17 protein-coding genes are annotated in these 15,084 nt (G+C 62.4%); 8 read left to right on the forward strand and 9 right to left on the reverse strand.

What is annotated here, in order from left to right:
• Positions 1-27 precede the first annotated feature (27 nt).
• Entirely contained in the window at positions 28-585 is a 558-nt protein-coding gene (locus HMPREF0291_RS10040) for a DUF4245 domain-containing protein (protein WP_005291073.1), read from the reverse strand.
• Between the two features lie 118 nt (positions 586-703).
• Between HMPREF0291_RS10040 and glpX the strand changes: the two genes are divergently transcribed.
• The 3 genes from glpX to HMPREF0291_RS10055 all read left to right on the forward strand — a co-directional run bounded on the left by glpX (position 704) and on the right by HMPREF0291_RS10055 (position 4,945).
• Positions 704-1,711, forward strand: a complete 1,008-nt coding sequence (gene glpX, locus HMPREF0291_RS10045) for a class II fructose-bisphosphatase (RefSeq protein ID WP_005291075.1) — start codon at positions 704-706, stop codon at positions 1,709-1,711.
• A gap of 196 nt (positions 1,712-1,907) precedes the next feature.
• Positions 1,908-3,305, forward strand: coding sequence for a class II fumarate hydratase (locus tag HMPREF0291_RS10050; RefSeq protein WP_040423797.1), 1,398 nt, complete (start codon positions 1,908-1,910; stop codon positions 3,303-3,305).
• Positions 3,306-3,382: 77 nt separating this feature from the next.
• Positions 3,383-4,945: an MDR family MFS transporter gene (locus HMPREF0291_RS10055; protein WP_005291084.1), complete on the forward strand. Its 1,563-nt coding sequence runs from the start codon at positions 3,383-3,385 to the stop codon at positions 4,943-4,945.
• A gap of 10 nt (positions 4,946-4,955) precedes the next feature.
• On the opposite strand, the gene HMPREF0291_RS10060 is transcribed toward HMPREF0291_RS10055, so the two are convergent.
• From HMPREF0291_RS10060 to HMPREF0291_RS10075, 4 genes are all read right to left on the reverse strand, one after another.
• Positions 4,956-5,507 (reverse strand): GNAT family N-acetyltransferase, encoded by a 552-nt coding sequence (locus HMPREF0291_RS10060; RefSeq protein ID WP_005291087.1) that lies wholly within the window; start codon positions 5,505-5,507, stop codon positions 4,956-4,958.
• A 78-nt stretch (positions 5,508-5,585) separates the two neighbouring features.
• Positions 5,586-6,929 (reverse strand): PhoH family protein, encoded by a 1,344-nt coding sequence (locus HMPREF0291_RS10065; RefSeq protein ID WP_005291089.1) that lies wholly within the window; start codon positions 6,927-6,929, stop codon positions 5,586-5,588.
• 128 nt (positions 6,930-7,057) lie between these two features.
• Positions 7,058-7,615 (reverse strand): LGFP repeat-containing protein, encoded by a 558-nt coding sequence (locus HMPREF0291_RS10070; RefSeq protein WP_005291091.1) that lies wholly within the window; start codon positions 7,613-7,615, stop codon positions 7,058-7,060.
• Positions 7,616-7,675: 60 nt separating this feature from the next.
• Positions 7,676-8,371 carry a substrate-binding domain-containing protein gene (locus HMPREF0291_RS10075; RefSeq protein WP_005291094.1) on the reverse strand — a complete coding sequence of 232 codons (696 nt, stop codon included), beginning with the start codon at positions 8,369-8,371 and terminating at the stop codon, positions 7,676-7,678.
• A 23-nt stretch (positions 8,372-8,394) separates the two neighbouring features.
• Between HMPREF0291_RS10075 and HMPREF0291_RS10080 the strand changes: the two genes are divergently transcribed.
• Positions 8,395-8,778: a DUF5997 family protein gene (locus HMPREF0291_RS10080; RefSeq protein WP_005291097.1), complete on the forward strand. Its 384-nt coding sequence runs from the start codon at positions 8,395-8,397 to the stop codon at positions 8,776-8,778.
• Here the strand turns inward: HMPREF0291_RS10080 and glyA are convergent.
• Positions 8,775-10,064 (reverse strand): serine hydroxymethyltransferase, encoded by a 1,290-nt coding sequence (gene glyA / locus HMPREF0291_RS10085; protein ID WP_040423798.1) that lies wholly within the window; start codon positions 10,062-10,064, stop codon positions 8,775-8,777. The genes HMPREF0291_RS10080 and glyA overlap by 4 nt on opposite strands.
• A gap of 77 nt (positions 10,065-10,141) precedes the next feature.
• Between glyA and coaA the strand changes: the two genes are divergently transcribed.
• A complete protein-coding gene (gene coaA / locus HMPREF0291_RS10090) occupies positions 10,142-11,068 on the forward strand; it encodes a type I pantothenate kinase (RefSeq protein WP_040424583.1) in 927 nt (308 codons plus the stop codon).
• Here coaA and HMPREF0291_RS10095 read toward each other — a convergent pair whose 3' ends face one another.
• Genes HMPREF0291_RS10095 through mca form a run of 3 tightly spaced genes read right to left on the reverse strand, consistent with a single transcriptional unit; the run spans position 11,069 to position 13,043 of the window.
• The gene (locus tag HMPREF0291_RS10095; protein ID WP_040424585.1) at positions 11,069-11,839 is read right to left on the reverse strand and encodes an isoprenyl transferase; all 771 of its coding nucleotides are present in this window, start codon (positions 11,837-11,839) and stop codon (positions 11,069-11,071) included.
• 26 nt (positions 11,840-11,865) lie between these two features.
• Positions 11,866-12,156 (reverse strand): hypothetical protein, encoded by a 291-nt coding sequence (locus HMPREF0291_RS10100; RefSeq protein ID WP_005291110.1) that lies wholly within the window; start codon positions 12,154-12,156, stop codon positions 11,866-11,868.
• Positions 12,156-13,043, reverse strand: coding sequence for a mycothiol conjugate amidase Mca (mca, locus tag HMPREF0291_RS10105; protein ID WP_005291112.1), 888 nt, complete (start codon positions 13,041-13,043; stop codon positions 12,156-12,158). Before mca ends, HMPREF0291_RS10100 begins: the two co-directional genes overlap by 1 nt.
• Before the next feature lie 75 nt (positions 13,044-13,118).
• Here mca and HMPREF0291_RS10110 point away from each other — a divergent pair, with 75 nt between their 5' ends.
• The 3 genes from HMPREF0291_RS10110 (at position 13,119) to HMPREF0291_RS10120 (ending at position 14,805) form a co-directional block, all read left to right on the forward strand.
• Positions 13,119-13,580: a DUF4307 domain-containing protein gene (locus HMPREF0291_RS10110; protein WP_005291115.1), complete on the forward strand. Its 462-nt coding sequence runs from the start codon at positions 13,119-13,121 to the stop codon at positions 13,578-13,580.
• Between the two features lie 106 nt (positions 13,581-13,686).
• A complete protein-coding gene (gene greA, locus HMPREF0291_RS10115) occupies positions 13,687-14,211 on the forward strand; it encodes a transcription elongation factor GreA (protein ID WP_005291118.1) in 525 nt (174 codons plus the stop codon).
• A gap of 48 nt (positions 14,212-14,259) precedes the next feature.
• Positions 14,260-14,805, forward strand: coding sequence for a hypothetical protein (locus tag HMPREF0291_RS10120; RefSeq protein WP_005291120.1), 546 nt, complete (start codon positions 14,260-14,262; stop codon positions 14,803-14,805).
• Positions 14,806-15,084: the final 279 nt, after the last annotated feature.

A 15,084-nucleotide genomic window follows, 5' to 3' on the forward strand; every position in this document is an offset into this window, starting at 1 on the left:
GGTCTGTTGTGAGCTAGTGCTATCGAATTACAGCGGCTCGGAAGCGGCGAACGCTTCAATGAGTTCGCGGAATTCGGCATCGGGGGCGGCGCCGGTGACCAGCAAGCGGACATCGTCAAGGTCAACGACCCACAGATCACGCACATCTTTGGCATCCGAGGTGTAAACGGTCGCCGGAAAGTCCGCGACGGTCTCTTCGCGGGAGAGTTCGCGGTACTTCCCATCGGCTTGCGCTGCCTCATCGGCCGGCACACCGGTTTCGGTCACTTGCAAAAAGCCTTCTCCGGGGGTGACCCAGCCGGCGACGGGGGCGGGGGTGCCGTCGATAAGCGTGCGGCGTGCTGAGTTATTCGTCCACCCCTCCGGCATCTGAGGGAAACGCACCGGGAAATCGGCTGCGCGGGCCTCCATCTCCATGAACGTGCGGCCGTCGACCTCATGTACTGGGCCGTTTTCCGGGCGGCCCGGGTTGAACTCGCACATCCCAGTGAACGCCACCGACAGGATCATGAGCGCGGCAATGAGCACGACATTGATCGTCATGTCCCTGCCGTCCTGGAAAATCCGCGGTTTCTCGTCAGCCACGCCTGCAAGTATGGCATGCCCGCTGCGCCCCACCCCAATTGCTCCGGAGCAGCAGGAAAAATGCCACAATAGGCTAATACACGTATCGATCTGCAACTGCCCCAGGAGGCACAAACCAATGGGTAACCCCGTCGAAGCACCCGACCGCAATCTAGCGATGGAACTCGTTCGCGTCACGGAGGCCGCCGCCCTAGCCTCCGGCCGCTGGGTCGGCCGCGGCAAGAAGAACGAAGGCGACGGAGCCGCTGTCGACGCGATGCGCAAGATGATCAACTCCGTGAACATGGACGGCATCATCGTCATCGGTGAAGGTGAGAAGGACGAAGCGCCGATGCTGTACAACGGCGAGCGCGTCGGCAACGGTCAGGGTGCAGAGCTCGACATCGCTGTCGACCCTGTTGACGGCACCCGCCTGATGGCCGAGGGTCGCCCGAACTCCATCTCCGTCATCGCGGTCGCTGAGCGCGGCACCATGTACGACCCGGCCGATGCGTTCTACATGAACAAGATCGCCGTCGGCCCCGAGGCAGCAGGCAAGATCGACATCACGGCGCCGGTGGCGCACAACATCGAGGTCGTTGCGAAGGCGAAGGGCATTGAGCCGCGCGACGTTACTGTTGTTGTCCTCGACCGCCCGCGCCACGCCGAGCTCGTCGCTGACATCCGCGCCGCTGGTGCGAAGGTCCGCTTCATCATGGACGGCGACGTTGCTGGGGCCATCGCTGCAGCACGCAACAACAACTCCATCGATATTGCGATGGGCGTCGGCGGCACCCCGGAGGGCGTCATCACTGCCTGCGCCCTGAAGTGCCTTGAGGGCGAAATCCAGGGCATGCTCGCCCCGCAGTCCGACGAAGAACGTGAAAAGGTCGTCGCAGCCGGCCACGATCTGACCCGCGTCTTGGGCATCAACGACCTGGTCAGCTCCGACAACTGCTACTTCTCCGCCACCGGCGTGACCAACGGCGACATGCTGCGCGGTGTCTCCTACCGCGCCAACGGCGCTACCACCCGTTCCTTGGCGATGCGCTCAAAGTCCGGAACCGTCCGCCTCGTCGAATCCCAGCACCAGCTGGCCAAGCTGCGCGAATACTCCGTTGTGGACTACTCCGGTCCGAACAACTAAGCTCCGCGCTTTACGACGAAACCTCCCACTTAGGCCGCCCGGTATCACTGGGCGGTTTTCTTATGCAAAAACGACTAACGCGGCCGATCGACGTATCCCCTATTCGGTCTCCTCGGATCGGCAAATCAGGAATAATGGCGGATGTCAGGAGCGGCGCTACCCGCGCCGGAACACGTTCCAACCGCAAAGGATGATTATGGCTGATCAGGAATACCGCATCGAGCACGACACCATGGGTGAAGTGAAGGTGCCCGTGAACGCGCTGTGGCGTGCACAGACCCAGCGTGCCGTGGAGAACTTCCCCATCTCCGGCCGTGGGCTCGAGGCGCAGCAGATCCGCGCACTCGGCCTGCTCAAGGCTGCGTGTGCGCAGGTGAACAAGGACCTGGGCAACCTGGACGCCGAGAAGGCCGATGCCATTATCGCCGCCGCGAAGGAAATCGCTGACGGCCAGCACGACGACGAGTTCCCGATCGACGTTTTCCAGACCGGTTCCGGTACCTCGTCCAACATGAACACCAATGAGGTCATCGCGTCGATCGCGAAGGCGAACGGTGTAGAGGTTCACCCGAACGATGACGTGAACATGGGCCAGTCCTCCAACGACACCTTCCCCACCGCGACCCACGTCGCCGCGACCGAGGCAGCTGCGAACGACCTCATCCCGGCGCTGCAGGTGCTGCACGAGTCCCTGGACAAGAAGGCCAATGAGTGGAAGGAAGTGGTCAAGTCCGGCCGCACCCACCTCATGGACGCTACCCCGGTCACCCTGGGTCAGGAGTTTTCCGGCTACGCCCGCCAGATCGAGCTGGGCATTGAGCGCGTGCGCAACACCCTGGAGCATCTCGGTGAGCTGGCCATCGGCGGCACCGCTGTGGGCACCGGCATCAACACTCCGGCTGAGTTCGGCGGCAAGGTCACCGAGGAGCTGAAGAAGCTCACTGGTGTCGAGCAGCTGTCCGAGGCCAAGAACCACTTCGAGGCGCAGGCCAACCGCGACGGTCTGGTCGAATTCTCGGGCGCGATGCGTTCTGTGGCTGTCTCCCTGTACAAGATCGCCAATGACATCCGCTTGATGGGTTCCGGCCCGCTCGCCGGCCTCGCCGAGATTCACCTGCCGGACCTGCAGCCGGGTTCGTCCATCATGCCGGGCAAGGTCAACCCGGTGCTGTGCGAGACCGCTACCCAGGTCTCTGCGCAGGTCATCGGTAACGATGCAGCTGTTGCGTTCGCCGGCACCCAGGGCCAGTTCGAGCTCAACGTGTTCATCCCGGTCATGGCGCGCAACGTTCTCGAGTCCGCGCGTCTGCTGGCGAACACCTCCCGTCAGTTCGCCACCAAGCTTGTCGACGGTATCGAGCCCAGCGAGGAGCGCATGCGCACCCTCGCCGAGTCCTCTCCGTCGATCGTGACCCCGCTGAACTCTGCAATCGGTTACGAAAACGCCGCCAAGATTGCCAAGCACGCGGTCAAGGAAGGCATCACCATCCGCCAGGCCACCATCGACCTGGGCTTCATCGGCGACGACCTCACTGAAGAAGAGATGGACAAGCGCCTCGACGTGCTGTCGATGGCGAACACCGACCGCAACTAGCTGCCACGGTTTAAGGCTCAGCGTGCTCGCTCGCTGGGCCTTCTTTCATGTCGTTTTTCAGGTGTAGTCTTCGATGAGTGACGGAAACTCAACACGATCAGCACACTGAAGAACACGAGCAGGAAGCCGGCAAACCGAACGTCGGGCTGGTGTTCGCTGCGCTTCTGACGACGATGCTCATGAGCTCGCTGGGGCAGATGATCTTCTCTACTGCCCTGCCGACGATCGTCGGCGAGCTCGGTGGTGTGGAGCACATGAGCTGGGTGATCTCGGCGTTCATGGTGACCATGACCATTGCTTTGCCTGTCTTCGGCAAGCTTGGCGACGGCTTGGGACGCAAATGGTTCTACATCGGCTGCATCGGGCTGTTTGTCATCGGGTCGGCCATCGGCGGTTTCGCCCACACGATGGAGTTGCTCATCATCGGCCGCGCGGTCCAAGGCTTCGGCGCGGGCGGCATGATGATCAATTCGCAGTCGATCATCGCGGAGGTCGTGCCGGCGCGCGAGCGCGGCAAGTACATGGGTGTTATGGGTGCGGTGTTCGGCATCTCCTCGGTGCTGGGACCTGTTCTCGGCGGCTGGTTCACCGATGGTCCCGGCTGGCGCTGGGGATTGTGGATGAACATCCCGCTGGGCATTTTGGCCATGACGATCTCCGCGATCGTGTTGAAGCTGTCCAAGGGCGACAGGGAGAACTTCCGCTTCGACTGGTTCGGGGCGGTGTTGCTTGCGGTTGCGACGACGTGCCTCATCCTGGCGACAACGTGGGGCGGGCTGCAGTATCCGTGGGGCTCCCCGACCATCCTCGGGCTGCTCGCGGCGGCCGCAGTCGTGGGCGCAATCTTCGTCTTCGTGGAGCTGCGGGCGGGCGATCCGCTCGTGCCGATGCACCTGTTCGACAACCGCAACATGGCGCTGACCACTGCTGCCAGTGTTGTCCTGGGTGTGTCCATGACCGGCGTCATGGCCTACCTGCCGACGTACCTGCAAATGGTCCACTCCATGTCGCCGACGGCGGCGGGCCTGATGATGATCCCGATGGTCGGCGGCATGCTGCTCACCTCCATCGGAGTCGGCGCGCTGATCTCGCGGACGGGCCAGTACAAGATTTTCCCGATCGTCGGCATGGGCATTGTGGCTCTCGGGTGCTTCTTGTTGTCGAGGTTGACGGCGGAGACGTCGTTAAGCGTGCTCGGCGTCTACATCTTCATTTACGGCTTCGGGCTGGGCATGGTGATGCAGGTGCTCATCCTCATCGTGCAGAACTCTTTCCCCATCCGCGTGGTGGGCACCGCGACGGCGGCGAACAACTTCTTCCGCCAGATCGGTATGTCCGTCGGCGCGTCTGTGGTGGGCACCATATTCATCCACAACACGCAAAACAACATGGAAGAACGGCTGCCACGTGCACTGCAGCAGCTCGGTCCAGAAGCCGCGAAGTACACCGACGGCTTCGACCCCAACGCGCTCACGCCGGAAATCATGGACCAGCTACCCGGCCCTATTCATGACGCGATCGCCTCCAGCTACAACGACGGCCTGACTCCAGTGTTCTTGCTGCTCATTCCGCTCGTGCTCGTCGCGATGGCGCTGTTGTTCCCTGTTGAGCAGGTGAAACTGAAGGAAACCGTCGAGTAGTTATTGCCAGCTATTGCTTGCCCGGCTTGGGCAGCAGCAGCTCATAAATGTCGGTGTCGCGCCAGGTGCCGGCCAGCTCGCCGTATGTCATCAGTGCCATCTGGTGGTAGGTGCCCACCTTCACAAACCCGCGCGACTCGTGCAGACCCGCCGAGCCAGTGTTTTCCGGGAAGATCCACGAGTGGATGGACCACTTGTTCAACCCAATGCACGTCTCGATGAGCTTGTCCAGTAGAGCACCCGAGACGCCACGGCCTTTCGCATCGTCGTGGATGTAGATCGAATCCTCCACAACACCGTGGAACACGCTGCGTGTCGACGCCTGCGCTGCAGCAACCCAGCCAAGCACACGGTCATCATCATGCTTTTCGACGGCGACAAACACCGTCTCAATGATCTTGTTCGTAGCGAACTTCTGCCACGTCGGCCCATTCTGTTCGTACGAAGCATGGCCAGTGCCTAGGCCTGCTTCGTAGATGTCGCGGACCTGCGGGTAGTCCTCCGGCCGGATGGGGCGGATTGTGAAATCGCGTTCGGACTCGGGAATCGGCATGGCGACCATCGTACAAGTCACTCCCACAGCACGAAAACCGCGCCGCAGACGCAGGTTAGCGCCCTGCGGCGTGGCTGAGCCCACGGGTTAGGCGTGGTCCTCGAGGAGGTCTGTCACCAGCTCCGCGATCGGAGAACGCTCCGAGCGCGTCAGGGTCACATGCCCGAAGAGGTCCTGGCCCTTGAGCTTTTCAATGACAGCCTGAACACCGTCGTGGCGGCCCACGCGCAGGTTGTCGCGCTGGGCGACATCGTGGGTGAGCACCACGCGGGAGCCGCGACCGAGTCGGGACAGGACAGTCAGGAGCACGTTGCGTTCGAGGGACTGGGCCTCGTCGACGATGACGAATGCGTCATGCAGCGAGCGGCCGCGGATGTGCGTCAACGGCAGCACCTCGACGAGATCGCGCGCTGCGACTTCCTCGAGCACGTTATCGGACACGACGCCCTCGAGGGTGTCGTAGACCGCCTGGGCCCAGGGGTTCATCTTCTCCATCTCGTCGCCCGGCAGGTAGCCCAAGTTCTGGCCGCCGACGGCGTAGAGCGGACGGAAGACGATGATCCGCTTGTGCTCCCCGCGCTCCAGGACAGACTCCAGGCCGGCGCACAGTGCCAGCGCCGACTTACCGGTGCCGGCGCGACCGCCGATGGAGACGATGCCGACGGAATCGTCGAGAAGCAGATCGAGCGCGACCCGCTGCTCAGCGGAACGGCCGGACAGACCGAACGCGTCGATATCGCCGCGCACGAGCTTGACCCCGCCCGAAGGTGCAACACGGGCCAGCGCCGACTTGTTGCCGGCGTTGAGCGTCAGGCCGCAGTGGACCGGAAGCTCACCGGTGTCGATGGCGCAGAAGCCGGTGGCATAAAGCTCGTCGATCTCTTCCCCGGAGACCTCGAGCTCAGCCATGCCGGTGTACCCGGTCAGAACGACATCCTGTGCGCGGTACTCCTGCGCAGGTAAACCAACAGCGCCGGCCTTGACGCGCAGCGGCACGTCCTTAGTCACCAAAACAGTGTCCCTACCTTCCTGCATGAAGTTGTAGGCGCAGGCGAGGATGCGGTTGTCATTCTCCCCGCCGCGCAGGGCGGACGGCAGGTTGTCTTGAGACTGGTGGTTGAGTTCCACGTGCAGCATGCCACCGTCAAGGTTGACGGGCATGGGCTGGTCGAGCCGGTCGTAGTCGGCGCGCAGGTCTTCCAAAAAGCGAAGAGCTTGGCGGGCGAACCAGCCAAGCTCTGGGTGATGGCGCTTCTGCTCGAGCTCCGTGATGACCACGAGCGGCAGAACCACGTTGTGTTCCGCGAACTTTTTCAACGCCCACGGATCAGACAGAAGGACTGACGTGTCGATCACGTAGGTTCTCAAGGCGGTGTGCGCCGTGAGCTGCTCAGGTGCGGAGTCGATCTGGGTAACAGAAGGGTCAAACATGCAATTGCTCCCCTAGTGCGGTTGTCGGGTAGCCAGGACCGTGCTTCGCGGTACCTGACACCTGCCACACTAGGGGAGCAAAGTGGAAATTACATCGATGTAAGGTGAATTTCCGGTTACAGCGTCAACTAGCTGATCTTCGCGGTGAACTCGCCGTTCTCCTCGAGCCACTCGATGGTGCCGTTCTGGAATTCCTGGATCCAGCCGTTGTCGTCGGAGCGCTTCTCCTCAGGCGCGGTCGGCAGGCCGACCTCTGCGTCCAAGCCACCCTCTTCCTTCCAGGTCTTAGAGATCTCGCCGACGACCGGCACAGCGCCCGTCTCCTCGGAGTAAACGATGTTCTTCTCAGCGTCGTACTCGATCAGAGTGGTGCCGTCCTCGCGGGACTCAACGTTGAACGGGTCGCCCCAGTTGCCGCCGCTGTGCTCCTCAGCAGCTTCCTGTGCGGCAGCCGGAACCAGAACAGACTCGCCGTCCTGAGTGGTGATCTCGACGGTCTCGCCGTCCTCACCCTCGCCCTCAGCGTCGGTCTCCTCGGTCACGGTCTCGACATTGGTCTCGGTTGCCTCGACCTCTTCGACGTTGCCGTCAGCGTTGTCAGCATCGTCGGAGCAAGCAGCAAGGCTGGTGGCCAGTGCGAGAGCTGCGACGGAAGCGCCGAGCTTACGGTTAATCTTGATGTTCATAATATGAAGTCCTTTCATAAGCTAACTTTTAAGACCGTTCACCATTATGCAAACTTCACGTTACATACGTTTTCTGCTTCCCCCCTTTTTGGGGTAATTGCGGCGGGATCCCTTGCGCTGGCCACTGCTTTTGCTTTTTACTTTGTGTTTTCGTTTGTCGCCCGAACGATGGTTTCGGTCCCGATTCTCAGCGCTGCTTCTCGACGAGTTCCGCGTCCTTCCCTTCGCCACCCCAACGAAATCCTGGATCGCATCGGAGTCTTCCTCCACCTTCCACACGAGCGCAATCGCCGTTGGCTCATGCGCCGGCTCCCCTTGCAGCTCCGCGACAACGACCTGTTTTTTAGACAGCACTTTCAGCAACGGTGCCGGGGCGAACGCCACTCCCACGTTCGCTGCTACGACTTGGAGCGCCATCCGCAGGTCGTCGGTCGTTCCGTTGGGATAGGTGTAGTTGACGGGCTCGTCGGTGACGTCAATAAGCGAAATGGGCTCCCCGATGTCATAGAGCGAGTCTTTCGGGACAGCGAGACCGGGTTTTTCCTCGTAGAGACGCACGTGGTGGAACCGCTCTCCTGGTTGCCCGATACGCTCGTCGGGTACGCGCATCAGGGCGAGCTGGGCGGCACCGCTGTCGATGAGTTCGAACGGGTCGTCGCTGGGAATCTCCTCGAGTTGGTGGTTTGCGCGGTAGCGGGCGAACCACTTGCCGGGCTCAGTGCCAGTGACGAACGCGAGGCGGAGGGGGCTGGACATGCCACGATGCTACCGTCTGTGGCATGAGCGAAACGCCCTCGAACACCCCGTCCAGCACAGCCATGAAACCGGAAACTGCCGCGAAGAAGCTCGGTATTTACCTTCCGGCAGCACCGCAGGAGTTCCAGGACGGTGCCGTCACACACGCCCAGTTGCGCGAACTGCAGACGAACCCGCCGCAGTGGCTGAGTTCTTTGCGCGCCGACGGCCCCCACCCCCGCCCCGAAGTCGCCCGCAAACTCGGCATTTCCATTACTGCCTTGAAGAAGAACGACATGGATAAGCCGCTGACCACGGACGAGATCAAGGCTCTTCTGGCGGATCAGCCCGCATGGTTGCGTGAGGCCCGCCGGATCCACGCGAAAGAGCGCGGCAACGGGCCTGCGGAAGAGTCGAAAGAGCGTTAGAGCATCTTCCAGTCTTCAAGACCCGGGTACAGCGGGTAGTTCTCCGCCAGTTTGGTCACGCGGGCACGCAGAGACTCGACGTCGGCGTTGGTGCCCTGAGCCAGCGCGGTACCGATGATGTCGGCGGTCTCGGTGAACGCCTGCTGGTCAAATCCGCGGGTCGCCAGGGCCGAGGTGCCGATGCGCAGACCGGAGGTGACCATCGGCGGGCGCGGGTCATTCGGGACAGCGTTGCGGTTGACGGTGATGCCGACCTCGTGGAGCAGATCCTCGGCCTGCTGGCCATCGAGCTCGGAATTGCGCAGATCAGCCAGCACAAGGTGGACATCCGTGCCGCCGGTAAGAACGTCGACGCCGACTTCCTTGCAGTCGGATGCGGTGAGGCGCTCGGCGAGAATGCGGGCGCCCTCGAGGGTGCGCTCCTGGCGGTCCTTGAATTCCGGGGTGCCGGCAATCTTCAGCGCGGTGGCCTTCGCGGCGACTACGTGCATGAGCGGCCCGCCCTGCTGGCCGGGGAAGACAGCGGAGTTGAGCTGCTTCGCATAGTCCTGCTTCGCCAGGATCATGCCGGAGCGCGGGCCGCCGAGGGTCTTGTGAATCGTGGTGGACACCACGTCAGAGTGCGGGACCGGGGACGGGTGCAGGCCGGCGGCTACAAGGCCGGCGAAGTGGGCCATGTCGGTCCACAGGTAAGCGCCGACTTCATCGGCAATCGCCCGGAACGCCTCGAAGTCGACGGTGCGCGGGTAAGCGGACCAGCCAGCGATGATGACCTGCGGCTTGTGCTCCAACGCCAGCTCGCGGACCTTATCCATGTCGATGAGCATGGTGTCCGGGTCGACCTCGTAGGCGACAACGTTGTAGAGACGACCGGAGAAGTTGATCTTCATACCGTGGGTGAGGTGGCCGCCGTGAGCCAGGGACAGACCCATGATGGTGTCGCCCGGCTTAATCAGGGCATGCAGCACAGCGGCGTTCGCCTGTGCGCCAGAGTGCGGCTGGACGTTGGCGTACTCCGCGCCGAACAGCTCCTTGGCGCGGTCGCGCGCGATATCCTCGATGACGTCGACGTTCTCGCAGCCACCGTAGTAGCGGCGGCCCGGGTAACCCTCCGCGTATTTATTGGTCAGCACCGACCCCTGGGCCTGCAGCACAGCGCGCGGCACGAAGTTCTCGGAGGCAATCATCTCCAGAGTGTTGCGCTGGCGGGAGACCTCCCCGAGGATCTGCTCATAAACATCCGGGTCTAGCTGGGCGAGCTCTTGGTAGCGGAGATCGTCGGTCATCATCGTTCCTTTCGGGTCGAGCCTTCTACGCACACCACAGTAGGCCAACCACACACGGCAGTGTAAGAATGGTCCTCATGCCGCGACCAGCAGACCCTAGCCCCTATCTGGATTTGACGCGTGACGCTTGGCGGGAGCGCCGCGCGGAGATGCCGCAGGTGCTCACCGAGGACGAGCTTGCGCGTCTGCGCGGTATCGGTGAGAGCATGGATCTCAACGAGGTCGCCGAGATTTACCTGCCGCTGTCGCGTCTGTTGCATTTGCAGGTTCGTGCGCGCCAGAAGCTCACGGCCGCCACGGAAACCTTCCTTGGGGAAAACCCCGGGCACGTGCCCTTCATCATCGGTGTCGCCGGGTCCGTCGCGGTGGGCAAGTCGACCACGGCCCGTGTGCTCCAAGTGCTGCTGGAGCGATGGAAGTCCCACCCGCGGGTGGATCTGGTCACCACCGACGGTTTCTTGCTGCCCACCGCGGAGCTCACGGCCCGCAATCTCACTGGGCGCAAAGGTTTCCCAGAGTCCTATAACCGGCGCGATCTGCTGCGCTTTGTCACCGACGTCAAAGCTGGCCGCGACAACGTCAAGGCTCCCGTCTACTCCCACGACGCTTACGACATTCTCCCTGGCGAGTACCAGGTGGTAGACCATCCCGACATTCTCATCCTCGAGGGCCTCAACGTGCTGCAGACTGGCCCGACGCTGATGGTCTCCGACTTGTTCGACTTCTCCGTCTACGTCGACGCCAAGACGGAAGATATTGAGCGCTGGTACATCGACCGCTTCATCAAACTCAAGAACACAGCATTCCAAGAGCCAGGCGCGCACTTCGCCCGCTTCGCCCCGCTTTCTGACGAAGCCGCCGCCGCCGAAGCCCGCCGCATCTGGCAAACCATTAACCTGCCGAACTTGGTGGAGAACATCCTGCCCACGCGTGTCCGCGCATCGCTGGTGATGTCGAAGGCGGCGGACCACTCCGTGCAGCGCGTCCGGATGCGGAAGATCTAACTATTTGCCGAAGCGGCGCGAGCGCTGCGAGTAATCTCGCAGAGCGCGAAGGAAGTCGATCTTGCGGAACGCCGGCCAGTACGTGTCGGTGAACCAGATCTCCGAGTAGGCGGACTGCCACAGTAGGAAGCCAGACAGCCGCTGCTCCCCTGATGTGCGGATCACCAGGTCCGGGTCGGGCTGGCCGGAGGTATAGAGGTGCTCCGAAAGCGATTCGACACTGACATGGTCCGCGAGTTCCGCGGCAGGAACACCCTCATCCACCTTGGCGCGGATGAAGTGCTGCACCGCGTCGACGATCTCCTGGCGGCCTCCGTAGCCGACCGCGATGTTGACCACGATGCCGTTCTTCGCCTCCGTCGCCGCCGCTGCCGAACGCATCCGCTGCGAGACTTTCTCCGGCAGCAGATCCAGATGCCCCACGAGCCGGATGCGAGCTTCAAACTCGTCGCTGCACAGTTCATCGACGACGCCGGAGATGATGTCGTAGAGCAGCTGGACTTCTTCCGCTGTGCGCGAGAGGTTCTCGGTGGAGAGCAAGTAAATGGTCACCACGTCGACGTTCATTTCAGCCGACCACGCGACGAGCTCCGCGATCTTCGCGGCCCCGACACGGTGGCCGTGCGCGATATCTGTGAATCCAGCCTCGCGCGCCCAGCGGCGGTTGCCATCGGCCATGACGGCGATGTGTTTCGGCTGGTTCTTACCCTGCAGCTCATGCTTCAAACGCCGTTCGTACAGCGGATACAGAATTCGTTCAAGCAGGGCCATGGCACTCATCCTAGCGCGCGCAGCCGCTAGAAAATCGACTTCTTTCGGCGGTCCAGCAGACCTTCTTCTTCCATGGCTTTATCCACGGCAGCTTCATCGAACACGTCGAGTCCGCGAGCTTCGGCAAATGCTTTACGACGATTGAACCGCGAGTACCTCCGATGAAACGCCCATCCAATGAGCAAGATGACGACGGCCAAAGCCAACACGATGAAGGCACCGATCGGCTCCGCCTTACCGAACTCCGGACCGACCGGAGCATCGGGGTTCATCTGCTGGGCGAGAATGATCGTGTCGGTTGTGACGTCGATAAGCATTAATGCTCCTCCTCAATGCCTGCGAAGAGGTCCGTCTCCGGCAGGTCGGTCTGCACACGGGTGCGCGCGAGCTCGAATTCTTCAGTGGGCCACAGCTCAGCCTGCACCTCAGGGGTGCTGGCGAGGAACGGGCCGTTTGGATCGATCTGCGTCGCGTGGGCTGTCAAAGCGTCAGCACGGTTCTGGAAGTAGTCGCCGCAGTCCACCTGAGTGGTCACGCGCTGCATGATGTCGGAAGAATTCTCCTCGAACCGGCGCAGCATCGGCTCATACGGGCTGGTCTCACCGTCACCGATGACACCATCTTCCAACAGGCGGTCGTGCAGTAGACGCATGCGCTGCGGCACGAAACCGTGGGTGTAGTACAGCTTCAGCGGCTCCCACGGTGCACCGATCTCTGGAGCGAACTCTGGATCGCCCGCCTTCTCCCACGCGATCATGGATGCCTTATGAACCATGATGTGGTCCGGGTGCGGGTAGCCGCCATTCTCGTCGTAGGTGATGATCACGTGGGGGCGGAACTCGCGGATCTCCGCCACCAGCGTCTTCGCCACAACCTCCGGATCTTTCAGCGCGAAGCAGCCGTCCGGCAGCGGCGGCAGCGGATCGCCCTCCGGCAGCCCGGAATCGACGTAGCCGAGCCACTCATGCTCCACACCCAGCGCGTTGGCAGCTGCCGCCATTTCCTCGCGGCGCACATCGGTCATGTTCTCAATGATCCCCGGCTTGTTCATCGCCGGGTTCAAAATGTCGCCACGCTGCCCGCCCGTACAGGTGAGCACCTTGACGCGGTGGCCCTCATGGGCATACTTCGCCATCGTCGCCGCACCTTTCGATGACTCATCGTCAGGGTGCGCGTGGATAGCCAGCAAGCGAAAGCCCGTCACGTAGTACTCACCTCTAGTTGAGTTAGCTGGTTGAGTTAAGGTTGATCGGGAGATCATCTTAGTAGAGGAGCCACCGTGACCACCATCGACCGTCCCGCCGCACGCTACGGCAGCGAGCAGCCGCGACGCACGTCGGGAACCTCCGGGAAAGTCGTCGCCGTGGTCGCTGTCATTCTCGTCGCTCTCATCGTGGTCTTCCTGGGCCGTTACGTCATGCAGCGCCAGGCACAGCCGATCAGCGCCACCCTCGTCTCGCACGAGCGCGTCGACGACACCACATCCCGCGTCTGGTTCGACGTCCAACGCGACGACTCAGCTATCGACGTCCCCTCCTACTGCATCATCACCTCCCTGAACTACGACATGACCGAGATCGGCCGCCGCGACGTGGTCATCCCACCCGGCGGGGAGAAGCAGATGCGCATGCACGTGGATATCCCGGTGGGTGACCAGCCCGTCTCCGGCGGCGTCTACGGCTGCTCGACCACGTTCCCCTCTTACCTCGACACGGAGGCGGCACACACTGCCGCACGCTAAAAACCGCAGGCCGGAGACCCTACCCGGCTGCCGTCGATAAGCATGCGCTGTGTTAGGATCCCAACCGACCACTGACGTTAAAAACCGAAACGAGGGTTACACTTCCATGGCTGATTCGCAGCAGCAATACATCACCCCGGAAATGAAGGCCAAGCTTGAGGCCGAGCTGCAGCAGCTCATCGACAACCGCCCAGCCATCGCCGCCGAGATCAACGAGCGCCGCGAAGAAGGCGACCTGAAGGAGAACGCCGGCTACGACGCCGCGCGCGAACAGCAGGACCAGGAAGAAGCCCGCATCAAGCAGATCTCCGAGCTGCTGGCCAACTCCACCACTGAGCGCACCGGCGTTGTCGAGGGCATGGCCGTGGTCGGTTCCGTGGTGCACGTCTACTACAACGGCGACGAGAACGATAAGGAAACCTTCCTCATCGGCACCCGCGCCGCCTCCACCGACAACAAGGACCTGGAGACCTACTCCGAGCAGTCCCCGCTCGGCGCAGCCGTGCTCGGCGCCACCGAGGGCGAGACCCGCACCTACACCGCACCAAACGGCCGCGAAATTTCGGTGACGATCGAGTCCGCAAAGCCGTATGATTCGGTTAAGGCCAAGACTCCTCGCGCAGCTCAGTAGACCGCGCCGCCTCTTCAACAACATCTCTACCCGATAAGGATCTCCGCAGTGACTACCCGCACTTCCCGCAAGGTCGCCACAGTCGCCTTCGCCGCCGCCACCGCCCTCGGCCTCGCAGCCTGCTCCCCGCCGAACGAGCAGGCATCCGAGGAGAAGGTGGACACCGCACAGAGCCAGGACCCTGACTCCCTGACGGGCGCGGGCCAGGTCCAGGAGACCGACAGCACCAGTGCCGCCAACGTCACCGACGCGAATACGGCAAGTGCAACCACCACCGCTGCGGAGCGCGAGAGTGCAGCGGCCGCACCGGACGGCACCCCGCTGTACATCGGTTGCAACGGCGACCCCGTGCACCAGCCCGTCGAGATCAACCTGAACTGCAAGGACAACAACGACTTCGCCCTTAACATCGTGTGGGAAGAGTGGTCCGACGAGATCGCACAGGGCACCACCACCCGCAACAATGGCGGCCGTGAAGGAGTCGAGGAGAACGTGAACATCACCCTGACCTCCCCTGATGTCAAAGACGGCCAGCTGGTGTTCTCCAAGGTCTCTATCGACGGCAAGGATGTCATGCCGCAGTCGGACTACTAAACAATAGAGTCTCTGCAGCCCCCAGTTGTTTGCCGGGGGTTTCTCGTCGTTCCTAAGGGGGGCGGGTGCGGCGGGGCGGCAGGAACGCGACAGGAGTGCGGGCGCGCCCCTCTGCAATCCACCCCGAAAGTGTCATGAACCTCTGCCTATGAACTGAGTGCTGGGGTGAAACCCTCTGCGCTGACCTTGTTCATAGGCAAAGGTTCATTCCCGTTCACTTCCCCACTCCGACCGGCCGCACCCCACTCCGACCACCCAGCCCCGCTCCCGTCAGCGGCA

The sequence above is a fragment of the Corynebacterium genitalium ATCC 33030 genome (genome assembly GCF_000143825.1).
GTDB lineage: Bacteria > Actinomycetota > Actinomycetes > Mycobacteriales > Mycobacteriaceae > Corynebacterium > Corynebacterium genitalium.